General features: G+C 34.0%; 21 protein-coding genes and 1 tRNA gene. 13 read left to right on the forward strand and 9 right to left on the reverse strand.

Annotation, left to right across the window (positions count from 1 at the left end; genetic code table 11):
* Positions 1-103: 103 nt before the first annotated feature.
* The 10 genes from fabG to rimO all read left to right on the forward strand — a co-directional run bounded on the left by fabG (position 104) and on the right by rimO (position 7706).
* Entirely contained in the window at positions 104-850 is a 747-nt protein-coding gene (gene fabG, locus HOO91_10490; GenBank protein ID NOU17969.1) for a 3-oxoacyl-[acyl-carrier-protein] reductase, read from the forward strand.
* A gap of 69 nt (positions 851-919) precedes the next feature.
* On the forward strand, positions 920-1891 hold the full coding sequence (locus tag HOO91_10495) for a hypothetical protein (GenBank protein NOU17970.1): 972 nt from the start codon (positions 920-922) through the stop codon (positions 1889-1891).
* Positions 1892-1913: 22 nt separating this feature from the next.
* Positions 1914-3173 carry a M48 family metallopeptidase gene (locus HOO91_10500; GenBank protein NOU17971.1) on the forward strand — a complete coding sequence of 420 codons (1260 nt, stop codon included), beginning with the start codon at positions 1914-1916 and terminating at the stop codon, positions 3171-3173.
* A gap of 60 nt (positions 3174-3233) precedes the next feature.
* Positions 3234-3306: transfer RNA gene (locus HOO91_10505), tRNA-Thr, on the forward strand.
* A gap of 45 nt (positions 3307-3351) precedes the next feature.
* A complete protein-coding gene (locus HOO91_10510) occupies positions 3352-4599 on the forward strand; it encodes a competence/damage-inducible protein A (GenBank protein NOU17972.1) in 1248 nt (415 codons plus the stop codon).
* A 99-nt stretch (positions 4600-4698) separates the two neighbouring features.
* A complete protein-coding gene (locus HOO91_10515) occupies positions 4699-4941 on the forward strand; it encodes a 50S ribosomal protein L28 (protein NOU17973.1) in 243 nt (80 codons plus the stop codon).
* Between the two features lie 11 nt (positions 4942-4952).
* The gene (gene rpmG / locus HOO91_10520) at positions 4953-5135 is read left to right on the forward strand and encodes a 50S ribosomal protein L33 (GenBank protein ID NOU17974.1); all 183 of its coding nucleotides are present in this window, start codon (positions 4953-4955) and stop codon (positions 5133-5135) included.
* 10 nt (positions 5136-5145) lie between these two features.
* Positions 5146-5301: a DUF4295 domain-containing protein gene (locus tag HOO91_10525; protein NOU17975.1), complete on the forward strand. Its 156-nt coding sequence runs from the start codon at positions 5146-5148 to the stop codon at positions 5299-5301.
* Positions 5302-5399: 98 nt separating this feature from the next.
* On the forward strand, positions 5400-6350 hold the full coding sequence (ftsY, locus tag HOO91_10530) for a signal recognition particle-docking protein FtsY (GenBank protein NOU17976.1): 951 nt from the start codon (positions 5400-5402) through the stop codon (positions 6348-6350).
* A 54-nt stretch (positions 6351-6404) separates the two neighbouring features.
* Positions 6405-7706 (forward strand): 30S ribosomal protein S12 methylthiotransferase RimO, encoded by a 1302-nt coding sequence (rimO, locus tag HOO91_10535; protein NOU17977.1) that lies wholly within the window; start codon positions 6405-6407, stop codon positions 7704-7706.
* A 35-nt stretch (positions 7707-7741) separates the two neighbouring features.
* Here rimO and tpx read toward each other — a convergent pair whose 3' ends face one another.
* Together tpx and HOO91_10545 are read right to left on the reverse strand one after the other, a co-directional pair.
* A complete protein-coding gene (gene tpx, locus HOO91_10540) occupies positions 7742-8251 on the reverse strand; it encodes a thiol peroxidase (protein NOU17978.1) in 510 nt (169 codons plus the stop codon).
* Positions 8252-8342: 91 nt separating this feature from the next.
* Complete coding sequence (locus HOO91_10545; GenBank protein NOU17979.1) at positions 8343-10880, reverse strand: ATP-dependent Clp protease ATP-binding subunit; 2538 nt, start codon at positions 10878-10880, stop codon at positions 8343-8345.
* Positions 10881-11109: 229 nt separating this feature from the next.
* On the opposite strand from HOO91_10545, the gene gyrA reads away from it, so the two are divergent.
* The 3 genes from gyrA to HOO91_10560 all read left to right on the forward strand — a co-directional run bounded on the left by gyrA (position 11110) and on the right by HOO91_10560 (position 15504).
* Positions 11110-13611 (forward strand): DNA gyrase subunit A, encoded by a 2502-nt coding sequence (gyrA, locus tag HOO91_10550; protein NOU17980.1) that lies wholly within the window; start codon positions 11110-11112, stop codon positions 13609-13611.
* A gap of 59 nt (positions 13612-13670) precedes the next feature.
* Positions 13671-14984: a tetratricopeptide repeat protein gene (locus tag HOO91_10555; protein ID NOU17981.1), complete on the forward strand. Its 1314-nt coding sequence runs from the start codon at positions 13671-13673 to the stop codon at positions 14982-14984.
* Between the two features lie 202 nt (positions 14985-15186).
* The gene (locus HOO91_10560) at positions 15187-15504 is read left to right on the forward strand and encodes a hypothetical protein (protein NOU17982.1); all 318 of its coding nucleotides are present in this window, start codon (positions 15187-15189) and stop codon (positions 15502-15504) included.
* Positions 15505-15529: 25 nt separating this feature from the next.
* On the opposite strand, the gene HOO91_10565 is transcribed toward HOO91_10560, so the two are convergent.
* From HOO91_10565 to HOO91_10595, 7 genes are read right to left on the reverse strand one after another with little or no spacing between them, the layout of a single operon-like run.
* Positions 15530-16420: a hypothetical protein gene (locus tag HOO91_10565; protein ID NOU17983.1), complete on the reverse strand. Its 891-nt coding sequence runs from the start codon at positions 16418-16420 to the stop codon at positions 15530-15532.
* Positions 16421-16429: 9 nt separating this feature from the next.
* Positions 16430-17464, reverse strand: coding sequence for a selenide, water dikinase SelD (gene selD / locus HOO91_10570; protein NOU17984.1), 1035 nt, complete (start codon positions 17462-17464; stop codon positions 16430-16432).
* A gap of 3 nt (positions 17465-17467) precedes the next feature.
* On the reverse strand, positions 17468-17644 hold the full coding sequence (locus HOO91_10575; protein NOU17985.1) for a DUF3343 domain-containing protein: 177 nt from the start codon (positions 17642-17644) through the stop codon (positions 17468-17470).
* A 34-nt stretch (positions 17645-17678) separates the two neighbouring features.
* Entirely contained in the window at positions 17679-18809 is a 1131-nt protein-coding gene (locus tag HOO91_10580) for an aminotransferase class V-fold PLP-dependent enzyme (protein ID NOU17986.1), read from the reverse strand.
* A gap of 16 nt (positions 18810-18825) precedes the next feature.
* Positions 18826-19431, reverse strand: coding sequence for a sulfurtransferase-like selenium metabolism protein YedF (yedF, locus tag HOO91_10585; GenBank protein ID NOU17987.1), 606 nt, complete (start codon positions 19429-19431; stop codon positions 18826-18828).
* 18 nt (positions 19432-19449) lie between these two features.
* Positions 19450-20487: a quinone-dependent dihydroorotate dehydrogenase gene (locus HOO91_10590; protein ID NOU17988.1), complete on the reverse strand. Its 1038-nt coding sequence runs from the start codon at positions 20485-20487 to the stop codon at positions 19450-19452.
* A gap of 50 nt (positions 20488-20537) precedes the next feature.
* Positions 20538-20954: a helix-turn-helix transcriptional regulator gene (locus HOO91_10595; protein ID NOU17989.1), complete on the reverse strand. Its 417-nt coding sequence runs from the start codon at positions 20952-20954 to the stop codon at positions 20538-20540.
* Positions 20955-21097: the final 143 nt, after the last annotated feature.

The raw sequence follows: 21097 nt of genomic DNA on the forward strand, positions 1-21097 counted from the left end.
AGATTAAAGAACCTTAACCAGTTATGATTTCAATAAATAATACGGGTGTTTTGTTTTCTATAGTTTTTCTTACTTTTGCATCAAAATCATCAAATAATAAACTATGAAATTACTTGAAGGAAAAACTGGGCTTATTACTGGTGCTGCCCGAGGAATTGGTAGAGCAATAGCTCTTGCTTATGCAAAGGAGGGAGCAAATGTTGCATTTACTGACATTGCCGCTGATGATAATTTTAAGAATTTGGAAAAAGAGCTTTTAGTATTCGGTGTTAAAGCTAAGGGGTATGTTTCTGATGCTAGCAATTTTGAATCATCACAGAAAATGGTTGATGATATTATTGCTGACTTTGGAAGGATTGATATACTTGTAAATAATGCTGGAATTACTCGCGATAATCTGATAATGAGAATGACGGAAGAGCAGTGGGATCTAGTAATAAGAGTTAATTTAAAATCTGTTTTTAATCTCACTAAGGCAGTACAGAAATATATGTTAAAGCAGAAGAATGGCTCGATTATTAATATGAGCTCAGTTGTAGGTGTTTCTGGAAATGCTGGACAATCAAATTATTCTGCATCGAAAGCTGGCATTATTGGATTTACTAAATCAATTGCTAAAGAATTAGGTTCAAGAAATATTCGTAGTAATGCGATTGCACCAGGTTTCATTATCACTGAAATGACACATCAATTGCCAGATGATGTTCGCAATGAATGGGTTAAAAAAATTCCTCTTCAACGCGGGGGTACTCCTGAAGATGTCGCAAACGCTTGTATTTTTTTAGGATCAGACCTTTCATCTTATGTTAGCGGGCAGGTGCTTAATGTATGTGGAGCAATGAATACCTAAAAAATTTTATATTTAATAAACAATAAACCATCCGAATGGATGGTTTTTGTTTTAACTAACCATCAGTAAATGAAAATAAATAAAAACTTGATTTACATTCTTACATTAGGATTTACTTCGTGTATTCCATATAAAGAAATTGATATACAATATATTAAAGAACCTGAAATTAAAATATCATCCGATTTCAACAAACCGTTAATTCTAATTAATTTTTATCAAAATAAGAGAAATAGTAAAAAGGATAGATTTGATTATGCAATAGATAGTTTAGCTTCGGAAGAAGCTGTCATATCATTAAAAGAAAATCTCCAAAAATCTCCATTATATGAAGATTTAGATATCTCAATTCAAAGACATCAACGTATAGATAGTTCTAGATATATTAAACCCTTAACATGGAGCGCTGTAAATATTATTGCTAATAAAGATAGTGCAGATCTAGTTATTTCGTTAGAATACATTAAAATCATTGAATTAACGGATTCCTATAAAACTATAGAGAATCAAATTGAATGCTATTATGGATATTTAAAAGTTCCATTATACTGCTATTGGAGAGTTTATGATATCCACAAAAAGCAGATTTTGAATGGATTTCTTTACCGCGATACTCTAATGTGGGATACTACAGATTGGACTCCAGTTACTGTGGGGAATCAACTTCCAGGATTCTTTAATGCTTCTGCTTATGCTGGAAGTGATTGTGGGGAGAAATATGCTCAAAAAATTGCTCCAGTATGGTCAGATGATAAAAGAAAATTTTTTCATACTGGATCTAAAGAAATGGAAAAAGCAAGCGAATATGTAGTCAAAGAACAATGGATGGAAGCAGCCTTAGAATGGCAGAAGGTTTTTGCTCTAAACAATAGAAAACTTAATGCTAAGGCCGCATTTAATCTCGCACTTGCAAGCGAAATGCTTGGAAAATTCGATCTTTCATTGGAATGGCTATTTAAAGCCAAAAAATTCTATCCCTTATCCGAAATTGAAAACTATCAACGTGCTGTTAACGAAAGAATTGCTAACAAAGTAAAGTAGAAAAAATATAACATTTAAAACCATGGTAAATACCCTTTATTTCATTATTATCGCTATTCTAGTTTTTAATCTTCTTTTTTCAATAATACTTGAACAGATAAACCTGACAGGAAGATCTATAAAGTTACCAGATTTAATTTCAGACGTTTATGATTCAGATAATTATCTGAAACAACAAGAATATGAAAGAGAAAAGGTTAGATTTTCTCAGATTGAAACAATCTTTGGCTCTATATTGATTATTGTTTTCTTTTCAATTAAAGGTTTTGGTCATTTACAATTATTTGTATCAAATTATAGTAATAGTATTGTTGTTCAAACATTGCTTTTTTTCGGTATTCTTGGGTTTGTTTCATTTCTAATTTCAATCCCTTTTAGCTATTACGACAATTTTGTAATAGAAGAAAAGTTTGGATTCAATAAATCATCAAAAAAACTTTTTTTTATCGATGGCATCAAAACCCTTTTACTTTCGGCAATAATTGGTGGCGTTTTAATCGGATTTTTAACATGGTTATATACTAAAAATCCGCATTTATTCTGGCTTATGGCGTTAGGGGTAGTATTAGTATTTTCATTTTTAATGAACATGCTTTACTCTTCGGTTATTTTACCACTTTTTAATAGAAAGACCCCACTTGAAGAAGGTGAGTTAAAACAAAAAGTACTTTCATTTGCCGAATCAATAGGATTTTCAATTAATGATATATACCTAATTGATGGTTCAAAAAGATCTTCAAAAGCAAACGCTTTTTTTACTGGATTTGGTAAAAAGAAAAAGATTTTTTTATACGATACTCTTATTCATAATCTTAATAATGAAGAGATTATTGCTGTATTAGCCCATGAACTTGGTCATTATAAAAAACATCATATATGGATAAACCTTTTCATTGGAATCATTCAATCCTCAGTTTTTCTATACTTTTTTAATTTGATCTCTCAAAGCACTATTTTTACACAAGTAATGGGAGGTTCTTCCAATGTACCTGTATTTTACCTCAATATCATCTGTTTTATATTACTCATTAACCCAATTGAGACTATTCTTGGTATACTACTAAATGTAGTTAGCAGGAAAATGGAGTATTCGGCTGATAGTTTTGCAAATAAATATGGTTTAGGTCATAATTTAGCTACTGCTTTAAAAAAGACATCCTCTTTGAACTACTCAAATTTAACCCCTCATCCTTTATATGTAATCATAAACTATTCACACCCTCCACTTTACGATAGACTAAAAGCATTAAATTTCATTTATGAGACACAAAAAACTAATTAGAGTTTTTTTGTTTACTCATTGGAAAACGTTGATTAAATAGCTACTTTTGCGCCTCAAATTGCCTCTTTAGCTCAGCTGGTAGAGCAGCGGTTTCGTAAACCGCAGGTCGGGGGTTCAAGTCCCCTGAGAGGCTCAATAAGAGTAGCTATCAAAAGCTACTCTTTCTATTACTACTATAATGAATGCAATATTCATAACGATTGGCGATGAAATACTGATAGGTCAAATTGTTGATACGAACTCAGCTTGGATTGCCGAAAATCTAAATTTGATAGGGATAAAAGTAAATAGAATACTTTCAATATCAGATACAAAGGAGGCAATTAAAGCATCTATAGATGAGTCGTTTGTGAATTCTGATCTTATTATTATGACTGGGGGACTTGGTCCCACAAATGATGATATCACAAAATCAACACTAAATGAGTATTTTAATGGAAGTCTTATAATTCATCAACCTTCTCTAAATAACATATCCTCTTTTTTCAGCAAAAGAGGTTTGCCACTTACCGAATTAAATCGAAAACAGGCCGAAGTACCTAATTGTTGCATTGCCCTTAATAATCAATTAGGAACAGCACCGGGTATGTGGTTTGAAAAAAAGGGCAAAATTTTAATCTCTCTGCCGGGCGTACCTTTTGAGATGATTGGTTTAATGGAAAATGAGGTAATACCTAGATTGTCAAAATTAACTACAAACCAAGTTATTACTCATAGAACCATTCAAACCTTTGGCTTACCAGAATCATTCTTAGCGGAAAAATTATCAGAATGGGAAGGCCAATTGCCACAAAATTTGAAACTAGCATATTTGCCTAGCCCCACATCAATTCGTTTAAGATTATCGGCTTATGGTGATATAAATATGAATCTTAAAGAATTGATAGATGTTGAAGTAAAAAAGTTATATCAAATTATACCAAAAAATATTTTTGGAGAAGGAGACGACACTTTACAAAGTGAACTTGGACGAATGCTTAAAATAAGAGGTGCAACTGTATCTACAGCAGAAAGTTGTACTGGTGGAACAATTGCTCATCTGATCACGCAAACTCCTGGTTCATCATCGTATTATAAGGGTAGTATTGTTGCATATTCTAATCAAGTTAAGGAGGAGATTCTAGGCGTTGATGCTGAGTTAATAAAGAAATTTGGTGCTGTAAGTATACCTGTTGCTGAGGCAATGGCAATTTCAGTTAAAGAAAAACTTAAAACAGATTATTCGATTGCTGTTTCTGGAATTGCAGGACCAGATGGAGGAACTTTAGAAAAGCCAGTAGGTACCGTGTGTTTTGCTATTTATTCGGATAAATCATTAATTAGCAAAGAATTAGTATTTACTTCTGATCGCCAAAGGAACATTCTTAGAACATCCGTTACTGCACTGAATATGTTAAGGTTGATGCTAATTGATGAAAATCTTTGATTTAATGGAAATATTTTTCAATAAAAATTTGAATATTTAAATATTTATAACGTATTTTGCGTCCTGTTTTGAAAAACCTGTTTGAAAAACATTATAAAGATGTCAAGAATTTGTCAGATTACCGGGAAAAAAATGATGGTTGGGAATAATGTTTCCCATTCAAAGAGGAGAACCAAAAGAAGGTTTTATCCTAATCTTCTAACAAAAAGATTCTTTTTAGAAGAAGAAAACCGCTGGGTTACTCTTAAAGTTACCGCAGCTGGTGTACGTAACATCAACAAAAAAGGGCTGAAAGCAGTTCTTAAAGAATCACAAGAAAAAGGGTTGATTAACATTTACTAAAGAGTTTACAAATGGCTAAGAAAGGTAACAGGGTGCAGGTTATTATGGAATGTACAGAGCATAAAGAAAGTGGTATGCCCGGTACATCAAGATATATAACTACAAAAAATAAAAAAAACACCCCAGAAAGACTTGAGTTCCGTAAGTACAACCCTGTATTAAAAAGGGTTACCCTTCATCGTGAAACTAAATAATATTTAAATCATGGCAAAGAAAGTAGTTGCTACAATGCAGAAAGGTACCGGAAGGGTACGTACAAAATGCATAAAAATGGTAAGATCTCCTAAAACAGGTGCTTACATGTTTAAAGAGGAAATGGTTAACAACGCTGAGATTCAGGATTTTTTTAAAGCAAAATAATTTGTTTTGTTTTCTTGGCTTGAGACATATTTGATAAAGCTTTCTTGATCAGAAAGCTTTTCTTTTTTGTATATTAGTGTCTATTTATTTAAGTATTTATGGGTGTTTTAGATTTCTTTTCAAAGGAGAACAAAGATTCTCTGAATAAGGGTCTTGAAAAAACTAAGGAGAGTCTACTTAAGAAGATATCCAAGGCTGTTATTGGTAAATCTCATGTGGATGATGAAGTGCTAGACAACCTTGAAGAGATATTAATATCTTCAGATGTGGGCGTAGAGACAACGCTTAGGATTATTGAAAGGATTCAGAAAAGAGCTGCTAGTGATAAATATTTGAATACTAATGAGCTAAATCAAATATTAAAGTCTGAAATTGTTAACCTCCTTGCTGAGAATGAATCAGTTGAATCTGAATTGTTTCCAGCGAAAAATAGTGGAAATCCATATGTTATAATGGTTGTTGGAGTTAATGGTGTTGGTAAAACCACTACCATTGGAAAACTTGCCTACCTTTTTAAAAGTAGTGGAAAATCCGTATTAATTGGTGCCGCAGATACTTTTAGAGCTGCTGCAGTTGATCAAATAACCATTTGGGCGGATAGGGTTGGAGTTCCCATTGTAAAACAGCAAATGGGTGCAGATCCTGCCTCAGTTGCTTTTGATACCTTAACATCTGCAAAGGCTAGCAATATGGATGTTGTGATAATAGATACAGCAGGGAGACTTCACAATAAAATTAACCTGATGAATGAATTATCGAAGATCAAAAAGGTTATGCAGAAAGTCATTCCTGATGCGCCCCATGAGGTTTTATTGGTCTTAGATGGTTCGGTAGGGCAAAATGCCTTTGAACAGGCGAAACAATTTACTAAATCAACGGAGGTTACTGCTTTAGCTCTTACAAAACTCGATGGCACAGCAAAAGGTGGTGTAGTGATTGGAATCTCTGATCAGTTTAAAATCCCTGTAAAATTTATAGGAGTTGGTGAGAAAATAACTGATCTTCAGATATTTAATCGAGTTGAATTTGTTGATTCGCTATTTAACTAATCTAAATTTATCAATATAATTAACCCGGGTATAACTCCCGGGTTTTTCCATAATATGAAGAAAAGCAAAAGAAAAATAAACGTTGTGACCTTGGGTTGTTCTAAGAATATCGTTGATTCGGAATTCTTAATGAAACAGTTGGATTTTGATGGATGGGAGGTTGTTCACGATTCTAATGATACTTCAGCAAAAGTAGTAGTTATTAACACCTGTGGTTTCATTGCCGATGCAAAGGAGGAATCAACTGACACTATTATTCGTTTTGTAAATGCTAAAAATCAAGGAGTTATCGATAGAGTTTATGTTATGGGGTGTCTATCCCAAAGATACAAAGATGATCTATCTAAAGAGATCCCTGAGGTTGATGGGTTTTATGGGGTAACAGATCTTCCTGAGATTCTTAAAGATTTAAAATCAAAGTATAGCAATGAGGTCGCAAATGATCGGATGCTACTTACCCCAAATCATTACGCTTACCTTAAAATATCAGAGGGTTGTAATTGGGGCTGTGGCTATTGCGCTATACCTTTAATTAGAGGTAAACACATTTCTAGAAGTATTGAATCGCTTGTTGATGAGGCAACTAAAATAGCCCAAAATGGTATAAAAGAGCTTCTTATTATTGCTCAGGATTCCACATACTATGGACTTGATCTTTATGGTAAGAGAATGTTGGCTGAACTTATTGAAAAGCTTAGTGAAATTAAGGGTATTGAGTGGATAAGGATTCATTATGCGTATCCAAGTAATTTTCCAATATCACTAATTGATGTAATAAAGAATAATCCTAAAGTTTGTAAATATATAGATATACCTTTTCAGCATATTAGCGATAACATGCTAAAGATAATGCGTAGAGGCTTGACTAAAGATGAGACAATTAAATTAGTGGATAATCTTAGAAAAAGCATACCTGACATTGCCATACGTACTACTTTCTTAGTAGGTCATCCAGGGGAAACAGAGCAGGATTTTAGAGAATTAGTTGATTTTGTTAAGGAATCAAAGTTTGATAGAATAGGAGTTTTCACATATTCTGAGGAGGAGGGTACCTATTCTGCGAATAACTATCCCGATAAAATATCCAGCTCTGTGAAAAATCGTCGCTTTAATAAAATAATGGAGATTCAGCGTGAGATATCTTTAAGCAATAATTCAAAGAGAGTAGGAAAGGTTTATAAAGTTATTATTGATCGAATTGAAGATGAGAATTTTATAGGAAGAACAGAATACGATTCACCCGAAGTTGATCAAGAGGTTATAATAAAATCGGATAAAAAAATAGCTGTAGGAGATTTTATAAACGTGAAAATCACGTCATGCGATGACTATGATTTAATGGGAGAGATGATATAAAACTAAGGGCTGCAAAATTTCGCAGTCCTTAGTTTTTAGATTAATGCTTTCAAGACCTTTAAGGCGGCATCATAGTTTGGTTCTTTTCCTATTTCTTGCAAAACTTCAACGTATTGTATTTTATCATCTTTATCAATAATTACAACCCCTCTAGCAAGTAATCGTAAATCCTTGATAAGAAATCCGTACTTATTACCAAAATCAGCATCCCGATGATCTGAGAGGGTTTTAAGATTGTTAATGCCTTCTGCTCCACAAAACCTTTTTAATGCAAAGGGTAAATCCATTGAAATGGCAAGAAAGGCAACATTTTCGCCATATGATCCTGCTTCGCTATTGAATTTATGGTTTTGAATAGAGCAAACACTTGTATCAATAGAAGGGAAAACAGAGATAAGTTTTACTTTGCCTTTAAAATCTGATAGTTTTACTGGCTTTAGGCCAATGTCAAGTACATTAAATTCAGGTGCTTTCGAACCAATTTTCAATTCATTTCCTGCAAGTTCTAGAGGATTACCACCAAATTTAACTTTTCGATTACTCATAGTTTTCAAGGTTTAGTTTATATGATAAACGCTGAACGTTAATAAATTGTTCAGCGTTTTATTAAAAAAAAATAATTTTAAATTAAAACATCTATTCTTCATCTAAAACAATTTCTGTAGACACTTCCTCTTTAGTGATGATTTTGATTATAATTTCTTCTTTCTTCTTATTAAAACCAACAGAAATAACATCACCCGCTTTCATAGTACTTTTTATAATTACTTCCGCCATAGGATCTTCAAGGTATTTCTGAATGGCTCTTTTTAATGGTCTAGCACCATACTGGATATCAAAGCCTTTTTCAGTAATAAAATCTTTCGCTGCTGGAGATATTTTAATCAAATAACCAAGGCTTAATATCCTATCATAGAGACCTTTTAATTCGATATCAATAATTTTGTGAATTTCAGGTCTTGACAGGGTATTAAATATCACTATATCGTCAATACGATTTAAGAACTCAGGGGCAAAAGCCTTTTTCAATGCCTTTTGAAGTACATTTTTAGAGTAATCGTTTGCTGTCGCCTCTTTAGCGGCAGTATTAAAACCAACACCCCGTCCGAAATCTTTGAGTTCTCTAGATCCAATGTTGGAAGTCATTATAACAATAGTGTTTTTAAAATCAACTCTTCTGCCTAAACTATCTGTAAGAAGACCTTCATCCAATACCTGAAGTAATATATGAAAAACATCGGGGTGAGCTTTTTCAACTTCATCCAATAATACGACTGAATATGGCTTACGACGCACTTTCTCAGTTAATTGACCTCCTTCTTCGTATCCAATGTAACCTGGAGGAGCTCCAACAAGTCTTGATACTGAAAATTTCTCCATATACTCACTCATATCAATACGAATGAGGTTTTCGTATGAATCAAAAAGATATCTGGCAAGTACTTTGGCTAGCTGTGTTTTACCAACTCCAGTAGGTCCAAGAAAAATGAAGGTACCAATAGGTTTATTTGGATCTTTCAATCCAGCCCTATTCCTCTGAATTGCTTTAACAACCTTTCCTATAGCATCATCTTGACCAATAATAGAACCTTTAAGTTCATCGGCCATTTTAACAAGCCTTGCACCTTCAGCTTGTGCAATCCTTTGAACTGGAACACCAGTCATCATAGCAACAACTTCAGCCACCTTATCTTCACTTACTATCTCACGATGCTTAGTAAGTTCACGCTCCCAGCGTTTTTGCTCTTGATCTAAGAGATCTATAAACTGTTTTTCTTTGTCCCTAAAACTAGCAGCAGATTCAAAATCCTGATTTTTTACCGATTTAATTTTTTCTTTTTTAGCTTCTTCAACTTGCTTTTCAAGCATAATCATTTTCTCAGGAACTTTGATATTAGAGATATGAACCCTAGATCCTGATTCATCTAACGCATCAATAGCTTTATCTGGTAAATGTCGGTCAGAAATATAACGCATAGTTAATTTAACGCAAGCATTAATGGCTTCAGGAGTGTAGGTAACATTATGGTGTTCTTCATAACGTTCTTTAATATTATTTAAAATTTCAACAGTTTCTTCGGGTGATGTAGGATCAACCATTACTTTTTGGAATCTACGCTCTAAAGCACCATCTTTCTCAATATGTTCGCGGTATTCATCAAGAGTTGTTGCGCCAATACACTGAAGTTCTCCTCGAGCCAAAGAGGGTTTTAGCATATTTGCAGCATCCAATGAACCCGTTGCACCTCCAGCACCAACAATGGTATGAATCTCGTCTATGAACAGAATTACATCATTGGTTTTAGCTAATTCGTTGAGAATAGCTTTCATCCTTTCCTCAAATTGCCCTCTATATTTAGTTCCAGCAACAATAGATGCTAAATCAAGGGTTACAACTCTTTTATTGAAAAGAACTCTAGATACTTTCTTTTTTATTATTCGTAGGGCCAATCCCTCTGCAATTGCTGACTTCCCAACTCCGGGTTCACCAATAAGTATAGGATTATTTTTCTTTCTTCTGCTTAAAATTTGGGCAATACGTTCAATCTCTCTTTCTCTACCAATTATCGGATCTAAGCGTCCTTCTTCTGCTGCTTTGGTTAAATCAATTCCAAAGTTGTCAAGTACAGGTGTGTCTGATGCAGGTTTGCCTGGTGTTTGCTGAGAGCCTCCTCGAGGAACTCCGAATTGGCTACGTTCATCATCCTCATCGGAGAAATCACCTTGAGATTTAATCTCTCCCATTTCAAGTTCAGCTCTAACCGATAGGTAATTAACCTTTCTCTCTGCTAGAATTTGTGTAATATAATTGTTCTCATCTTTTAGTATAGCCAATAGAAGATGTGCAGGATTTACTACGTCTGTCTTTAGGGATCTTGCTTCCAAAAAGACAAGTTTTAGAGCCCTTTCAGAGGATTTATAAAGGTTAAGTTCATCTGGCTCACTCACATTCAATATATCTTTACTGTTTAAAAGTTTGTTTTCTAGTAATTTTTTAATCTCAGCCAGATCTAATCCCAACGAGTTTAATACATCAATGGCAATACTTTCTCCATCGCGCAGAATACCGAGGAACAAGTGCTCAGGGCTAATGGAACTATTACCTAGCCTAATCGCTTCTTCGCGACTATAGGTAAGTATATCTTTTATTTTTTGAGAAAATTTGGAGTCCATAATACACAACATTGATATTAGAATTCGAATACTAAAGTAATATAGAATAACGTAAATACAAGCATAAAGTTTAATATACTTTTTATGATTAAGATCACTTAGTAAATATGATGATTAATGTTAATAATTCATTGAGAAAAGATGGTTTATTATTGATGATAATTGAGTACTTTAGCGGGTTCATAAAAAAGTATTTATTAATAATAATTTCGATTCTTTAATTAATAATATGGCTGAAGGAGAAAGAATTATTCAGATCAACATCGAAGAGGAGATGAAATCTGCCTACATTGACTACTCAATGTCGGTAATTGTTTCAAGAGCTCTACCCGATGTGAGGGATGGGTTAAAACCAGTACACAGAAGGGTACTTTTCGGTATGTCTGAGCTTGGAGTTTTATCAGGTAAACCCTTTAAAAAATCGGCTCGTATAGTAGGTGAGGTTTTAGGAAAATATCACCCCCATGGTGATACTTCTGTGTATGATGCCATGGTTAGAATGGCTCAGGAATGGTCATTAAGATACCCTTTTGTTGATGGACAGGGTAACTTTGGTTCTGTTGACGGGGATAGCCCTGCAGCCATGCGTTATACTGAAGCTCGGTTAACTAAGATTGCAGAAGAAACTCTAGCAGATCTTGAAAAAAATACAGTCGATTTCAGATTGAACTTTGATGATTCACTCGAAGAACCAACTGTTTTACCAACTAAAATCCCAACCCTTTTAGTAAATGGTTCATCTGGAATAGCAGTTGGTATGGCAACAAACATGGCTCCTCACAATTTAAGGGAGGTTGTTGATGCAATTTGTGCAACCATCGATAATCCCGAAATAACCATTGATGAACTATTGAAGTACGTCAAAGGTCCTGATTTTCCAACAGGAGCTATTATCTATGGTTATCAAGGTGTTAAGGAATCATACCATACTGGTAAGGGTAGAGTGGTAATCAGATCTAAAACTGAAATTGAACAAACCGAATCTGGTAGATCAAAGATTATTGTAACCGAAATACCCTATATGGTTAACAAATCTGAGATGATACGCAGGATTGCTGACTTGATTAACGAAAAGAAACTTGAGGGTATTAGCTATATAAACGATGAATCGGATCGTCAGGGTACTCGAGTTGTAATGATTCTTAAAAAAGAGGCTGTTGCAAATGTAGTTTTAAATAACCTTTATAAACATTCTCAACTACAATCCTCTTTCGCTATTAATAATATTGCCCTTGTTGATGGACGACCAAAAGTGTTGAACCTTAAGGATCTAATCGTTCTTTTTATTAAACATCGTCACAATGTTATTATTAGGAGAACACAATTCGAATTAGATCAAGCTGAAAAAAGAGCTCATATCCTCGAGGGTTTACTCATAGCTATCGATCATATAGATGAGGTTATAGCATTAATTCGTGCAGCTGAAACTCCAGATATAGCTCGCGAGAGTTTAATGACTCGTTTCGGACTCTCTGATATTCAGTCACGTGCAATTATAGATATGCGTTTGCGAAGCTTAACCGGCCTAGAACGCGACAAGGTAAAAGAAGAATATAATGAATTGCTAAATCAGATTGCTTTTTTAAAGAATATTCTTAGTGATACTGCTTTACAAATGAAGATTATTAAGGACGAAATGCTCTATATTAAAGAAAAATATGGAGATGATCGTAGAACCGAAATAATTCCAAATGCTGAAGAGTTCAATCCAGAAGATTTTTATGCTGATGAAGAGGTTGTAATTACGATATCTAGATTAGGTTACATAAAAAGAACACCATTAACTGAATATAGAACTCAGGCTAGGGGAGGAGTAGGTACTAAAGGAAGCAATACTAGAGATGAAGATTTTATTGAACATCTTTATACCGCTAGTATGCATAATACTATGCTTTTCTTTACTGAAAAGGGAAAGTGTTTTTGGCTTAAAGTCTACGATATCCCAGAAGGAAGTAAAACATCTAAAGGAAGAGCTATTCAGAATATGCTGAATATTGAGAGTGACGATAATGTGAAAGCATACCTGAATGTTAAAAAACTAACTGATACTGAGTATATTCAAAATAATTATATCATTCTTTGTACAAAAAAAGGTATAATTAAAAAGACTTCATTAGAGGCATATAGTAGACCAAGACAGAATGGAGTAAATGCTATTACTATTAAGGACGGTGATCAATTACTTGAGGCTTGTTTAACGAATGGCACTTGTCACGTTTTAATTGCAGCAAAAGATGGAAAAGCAATTAGATTCCCTGAAAAACTTGTGCGACCAATAGGAAGGACAGGAAGTGGAGTAAGAGCTATTTCCATTAAACAAACAGATGAAGTAATTGGTATGGTTTGTGTTACTGATACTGAACAAAAAGATATACTCGTTGTATCAGAAATGGGCTATGGTAAACGTTCTAAGCTAGATGACTATCGGATTACAAATAGGGGTGGGAAAGGAGTAAAAACCTTAAATATTACCCCCAAAACAGGTAATCTAATAGCAATTAAGGGTGTTACGGATAATAATGATTTGATGATTATCAATAGAAGCGGTATAACTATTAGACTTTCAGTAACTAAGATGAGAATTACAGGAAGAGCTACTCAAGGGGTTCGATTAATAAATCTCAAGAATAATGATGCAATTGCTGCAGTAGCAAATGTAGAATCATCTGATGAAAAAATTGGTGATGAGTTTGATAATGTATCTGAAAATATCATTTCAGAGCTTGAATAATAAATTAATTATCAATATTTTTGCAAAAAATTAAACTAGAACTTAAATTTCACAACACAATGAAAAAATTTTCAATCATCTTATTATTGATCTTCGGTTTGAATATTGTACATGCACAAGTCGGAGTTCAAGTTAACTTTGATCAACTTAAGAAAAAAGTTGAGAAGAGTAATGCTGATATAGAAAACCCTAAGAAAAACATCAAAGAAGGAGTTTGGATTGATAGAGCTGAATTAATGATGGAGATTTACGAATCACATCTTTATAAATCTGCGATAGGTGCAGATTTGGCAACTTTCAAACTTTTGTTAGGTGGACAGTTAAAGAATAGTGTTCAAGAGGAGCAAGATGGAAGTCTTGTTGATAAATTGATTACTGACCGTGCAATTTTTTATTTTGCTAACAATAAACTTGAAAAATGGGAAATACTTAATCCTGTAATTGAGAACCCTCTCGCTATTGCTATGGAAAGTCTTAATAAAGCAAGAGAAATTGATGTTAATGGAAAAAAGGTTAAACCTCTCAAAGAAAACTACATTAGATTAAAAGAATTGCTTATTTCAGAAGGCTCAAATTGCTATAGTTTTAAAAAATATGCATGTGCCTACAATAGTTTTAATACAGTTATTAACATTGGAATGATACCACAGTTAAATCAAAAAGATACTGCAATTTATTACTATTCAGCTCTTTCTGCACAATTAGATGGTAAGAACAAAGAAGCTGTTGATTTATATAAAAAAGCTATTGAATTAGGATATACCTCAGAAGGTAATGCATATTCGTACTTAGAGCAAGCATACAGATCGTTAGGTGATAATGAATCAGGATTACCTTATCTTGAACAAGGGTTTATTAAATATCCAAAGAATCAAAATGTTCTTATTGCTCTAATTAACTACTATATTAATAAAAATGAGGATCCCAATAAGGTGTTAACTTATATTGATAAGGCTATTCAAGATGATCCAAAAAATGCTTCATTATATTTTAATAAGGCCGCAATTTATGATAAGTTAAGTGATTTTGAAAAAGCTGCAGAGATATATCAAAAATCTATAGAGTGTGATCCTACCTTCTTTGATGCCTATTTTAATCTTGGTGCTATAATTTATAATAAGGGTGTAAAATATTTGGAAGATGCAAACAAAGTACCTGCCAAGGAACTTGAAAGGTATGACGCTTTAATTGCAAAAGCAAATGTAGAATTTAAAAATGCTTTACCATACATTCTTAAAGCCAATGAAATTAAGCCCACCGATAAATCTACTGTTGAAACATTAAAAAACATTTATTTTCGATATAGAACCGAAAGTGATGAGATGAATAAGAAATATTTAGAATTTAAAGATAAGTCGGAGCAGTTGAAGTAAAAATTAAATATTTAAACCTCAGTTTATAATTACTGAGGTTTATTTCATTATGTTATATTTAACATAATATTAATTATAAGACATTTATTGTTATTATTAATGAATTTATAATTAAGTTAAAAAATAGAAATAAAAAATCTTTATGTCATCTATGAAATTTCAATTTTTAATGTATTATTGCAAAAAAAATTAAAGGGAATATATGGAAAAGAAAAGACTGGTTATCAGTTATAACAACTTATCCCCAGAAGTGTTGGAGCTAGTCAAGAAAAAGTACCCTTATGGTTACTTAAACAGCGTTATAAAAGTTACTAAACCAAATAATGATTTCTTTTACGCTATCACATTAGATACTGACGATACAAGTTACTTAATCAAAGTAAATGTTAAGATAGACAGCAAGCCTAAGGATGAGGACGAAGAAAAAGACTTCTTTTCGGAAAGTGATGATATTGGAACTGATGGAGATTCGTTCCCAGAAGAAAGTGAAGAACCTGCTGAGGAATATGGTGAAGATTAAGCTTTAATCGCTCTTATATTTCTTACTAAAGGTCGATTTCTAGCTGAGGTCGACCTTTTCTAAATCCTACCACTTTACAACTGATAGTTTTCATGCTCTGAATTTGATCTAAATAGCTATTAGCTATTGGAACACCACATTTATTCCCACCATTGTCAAAAACAACTGCTATGTTTGAAATATTGCCCTCTAAGTCGATAAACTCTTCAATTCTAACTTTATCGAATTTATAAACTTCACCAACTGTGTACCATGGATTCTTTGGCTCAATAACTAGCTGGTTTGTAGATTCTTTGCCAATTATTTCGCATAAAATTTCATCGCCAATACCAAAGCCGTACTTCTTGAAATGCTTTAATTTTAATTTCGAGAAGTTTTTACCATCTGTAAGGATAAAATAATCATCGGAATTGTACCGTTTTATTGACTTTACAGTAAATTTTACTTCGCGTTTCGGTTCAGGTTCAACAAACTCATCCGTTTTTGCAGTTATTTCAGAAAGTATTGGAATGCCTTTTCGTACCTGATTTACTTTAAGTGGAAAAGTTTGTTTAACCTTTACAACCTCAAGGTTACTCACCCAAACATCAATATTTTTCCCATATAAATCAGTAACTGTAACATTGAAAGGAGAATCCTCTTCCACAAAAGTCTTTACAATTTCAAATTGATACACCTCTCCATCGTTGTAAAAAGGATGTTTTGGCTCCAAGAATACTTGCCCTGTGCAGTTTACTTTATCAACGTGACATTCAATGATTTGGCCTAAAGCAAAATTGTATTTAACATAATAATCAGTTCGTAGGAGCATTTTTCGACCTGATTCATGCAAAAGTATAAAATGTTCTCCCTTGTCAGGAACGTCTACAATCCCTGAAATGGAAAACGAATACCATATACCCTCATCAAATTTCATCGAAAAACTTCAATTTAAGACTATATTCCCCTCTCCTGCCCCAATAACCTTACCAATAACCTTTGAGTAGGAAAAACCACTTTTAATCAATGAATTAAGCACGCTATTAACCTTATTGGGTTGAACACCCATTAATAGACCACCAGAAGTTTGAGCATCGGTAAGCATCATCTTTAAGTTATAGTCACACTTACCAAAAGTAACCGAATTCTTAATATACTCAAGATTCTTAAAGGCGGCACATGGAATACATCCATTATCAACTAGTTGATAGGATTCTTGAATAACAGGAACATCATTTGCATTTATTTGGATATCAACTTTACTGGCTCTGGCCATCTTTAATGCATGGCCAAGGAGTCCAAACCCAGTTATATCGGTTGCTCCAGTCACATTATTCTCCTGCATTATTGTGGCACCCTCTTTATTTAAGGTTTTCATCCACATTAAAGCCTCATTATAAGCATTTTGACTGGCTATATTCAGTTTCTTACCAGCAATGATAATGCCAGTACCTAAAGGTTTTGTGAGGATCAACTTATCACCAGATCTTAGTCCTGCATTGGTAATCACCTTCTTAGGATGAACTCTACCAATTACAGCTAATCCAAATTTTGGTGGGTTATCATCAATGGTATGACCACCAATAACAATCGTATTTGCCTTGGCTACCATGCTTGCAGCACCTTCGAGAATCTGGACATATGCCTCAATTGGGATAATTGCTGCAGGAAACATGGCAATATTTAAGGCTAAGAACGGTTCGCCGCCCATAGCATAAACATCACTTAAGGAGTTCGCAGCAGCAATCTCGCCAAACTCGTAAGGATCAGAACATATCGGTGGAAAAAAATCGGTGGTGAATATTAGGGCCAACTCATCGTTAATCCGATATACTCCAGCATCATCGTGGGTATCGATATCTACCAAAATATTTGGATCCTTCACCCTTACTAGGTTTAGCAATGTTTTTTCAAGAATTGCAGCAGGTATTTTTGCAGAACATCCTCCGTTTTCAACGGTTGTAAGCAGATCAAATGACATATACTATTTTGTGTAAAGATGATAGTTAATTTGTTTTGAATCAAGTAGTAAGCAAATCTCATTTGAATTGATTGTGCTTATCTCAATGCACATTCCACACTCAGAGCTAATGTTTGATGGCACAGGAATAATTTGATATTCAAACCCTTTGCTTTTAATTAGTTGTTCGGATTTAATCACAACGTGAACGTTTTGGAACAGTATCAAGCAGCGATCATCCATTGCAGGTCTTATCAATAATATCTGTAATACAATTATATAGGTGGTTTAGTTCACTGTCGGTATGATAATTTGAGAGTGATACCCTAACTGCTCCCTGAGGATACTCTCCCAATGTTTGATATGCAATAGGTGAACAGTGTAAACCTCCACGAACCTCAATTTCATGGGTATCGTAGAGTAACTTCGTAAAATTCGATACTGATGTTTTGAGCGGAACTATCGAAAAAACATCGGATTGACTATCTATCTTGTTGGCAATTAACAGTTTGATTGCTTTATTTGTTTTTAAGCGATCAATTATATCCCTGAAGACAGCATGACTATAAATTGCACTAGACTGATTTTTTAATGCTCCACAAAGACCGTATATGCCTAAAACATTCATGGTTCCTGCTTCAAAACGATCTGGATAAAATTTAGGCATCTCAAGTTTATCAGAATTAGAACCTGTTCCACCATAGATCAAAGGCTTTACGAGTTCTGGGTTCTTGATAAATAGTCCACCAATACCTGTTGGTCCTAATAAACCCTTATGACCAGTGAATGCAAGCATATCAATGCCCCAATCATCGACCTTTACTGGCACTTTGCCTAGCGATTGGCTAGCATCTACAAGCAGAGGAACATCACCAATAGTTTGTTTTATCTCTTTAATGGGCTGGATAAGCCCATTTACATTACTTACATGGTTGATAATTACCAAATCGATTTTCGAAAAATCAATTGTTTTCAGTTTTTCAATATCAACTAGACCATCTGAAAAATGGGGTATTATAACATAGTCGATACCAAATTCTTGCATTAGATGCTCAATAGGTCTACCAACTGCGTTATGCTCTAGAGGCGAGATTAGAATCTTCCTGTGTTTATAGGTAAATCCTAGGATAATAGTATTTAAAGCGTATGTTGAGTTGTATGTAAATAACACGTTCGAAATCAAAGATGTACATATAACCGATGCAACAAGTTCACGGGTCTCTTCGACCAATTGAGAGGCATTGAAAACTCGTGGGTAGGCGGCCCTACCATAGGTTCCTCCTTCACTCAAATATCTAGCAATATATTCTCCAACCTCATGAGGTTTAGGAAAACTAGTGCTAGCGTTATCGAAGTAAAGGTTCATTTTATCTATCTGACAGTTATGGCTTTACAATTATACTATTACTAGCAAGTTTACCAGCAATATAGAGCATATTAGTAATGGTTCCAACCTCAAGGTTATCCTTTAAGCCAAAGAAATCGACACAAGTTCCACAAACTGAAATCTTAACTCCCAGTCCTTCAATCTTTTTAAGTGATTGACCTGTATCTGAACCTTTAGTTGCAAGTGTTACACCGCTATTATAACAGATAATCTCCTGAGGTAGAGTTTCAAGTTGATCAATGGTGTTTATATAGCCTTTAAATAGTAATTTTCCCAGATCATCATCACCAGAACCCATGGAATTGGAGCTAAATACTATTATGTAGTTACCATGATTAGTCAATGGTTTAACTTCAACTTTATTCTCCTGAATTTTTGTTTGTAACTCTTTAACAATGAATTTAATTCGATAAACAATTCCTTTCTTCGAATGCTCAAAAGTCAAACCGTTATCGTTTAGAAAGTGAGAGAGGTTATTAAAGGATGTTTCGTTATCAACCTCTACCAAGAGTTCATCCCCAATCTTACTCTCACGAATAACTTTTTTGGTCTCAATTAAAGGCATTGGACAGATAAGTCCTTTACAATCAACAATCCTCATAACTATTTGATTTATATATTATTTTGTAGTTTTTATTAATGCTTTATTTATCCTTTTCACAAACATTGGACCGAAGTAGATAAATCCAGTATATATCTGGATTAGAGATGCACCAGCATTAAGTTTTTCAATAGCATCTTCAGTTGTCATAATACCTCCTACACCAATAATAGGTAGTTTGCCTAATGTTTTTTGAGATATGTAACGAATTACCTCGGTTGAACGCTTGGTAATTGGCGCACCGCTTAGGCCGCCATTGCCAATTGCAACTACCTTATCTTTATTTGTGATTAGGTTATCGCGCGATGTAGTTGTATTAGTTGCTATAAATCCATCGATACCTGAAGCAACAGCAGTTGTAATTATCTCATCGAGTTGATCTATAGTAAGATCAGGTGAAACCTTAAGTAGAATTGGTTTGTACTTGCTACGCAGTTTGCGCTCAGTCATCAACACATCGAGAATCTGCCCTAGATGTTCACCATCCTGCAGGTGTCGAAGGTTTGCAACATTTGGACAGCTTATATTGACTACAAGGTAGTCGACATGGTCGTATAACTCTTTGAAACAGAATAGATAGTCGTCAATGGCTTGTTCGTTAGGTGTTGCAGTGTTTTTCCCAATATTGCCACCCACTATTATATTATTCTTACGATTTTGAAGTCTCTCCTTTGCATATAGAACCCCTTTATTATTAAAGCCCATCCTATTTATAAGGGCTTTATCAGCTTTAAGTCTGAATGAACGTGGTTTGGGGTTACCTGGTTGTGGTTTAGGCGTAACGGTGCCTATTTCGATAAACGAGAAACCAAAGGCTTCAAAATTCTGGTAAACCTCTGCGTTTTTATCGAATCCTGCCGCAAAACCCACTGGGTTTTTGAATTCAAATCCAAGAACACTCCTACGAAGCAATGGATGCTCAACATTGGTGACTTTACGAATAATCCATTTGATTCCTGGTATCCGAAATCCAATTTTTATGAAAACAACTACAAGTGAATGAATTTTTTCGGGGGAGAATAGAAATAGGATTGGTCGAAGTAGTTTTTCGTACATAAAGAATTTTTGCAAAACTACTATAATCTAAAAAATTTACCAAACAAAAATTACTTGCCCGGTACGTACTCTTTAAAGCTTTTATCCTTATAAAATATAATGATACGCTCAATGCTGCTGTCGTTTACGCTATTCTCAGCCTCTTTATGAATCGAAATATTTGGTGTATTTTCTTGAATTACAGGTGGTTTAACCTCAATTTTGATATCATTAGTTTTTTGGTCAACATCGAATAACCGTTGTTGCACCATAGTTTTATACATTTCGCCTCTTCCCATAAGCAACCATTCAGAGCTAATCCTAGGGAATTTGTTTAGAATTTTCTGTATTAAGTCGAAACTTGGCTTATTTCTACCTGAGAGTATATGGGAAATAGCACTTCGTTGCACTCCTATTATATCAGCAAACTTAGTAGGCGTAAGGTTTTCATAGCTAATTAACTTCTGAATTCGTGCCTCCATAAACATATTTTTTACAAATGTAATGAAAATAATGATACATGTGTAATCCAAACATATTTCAATTGTAAACACATACGTGATACATATGTAACTTAAGTGCTTTATGTAACCATACTGTATGAGATGTGGTTCAAGCTAAATGTATATAG

The sequence above is a fragment of the Bacteroidales bacterium genome (assembly GCA_013141385.1).
Taxonomy (GTDB): Bacteria; Bacteroidota; Bacteroidia; order Bacteroidales; family Tenuifilaceae; genus UBA8529.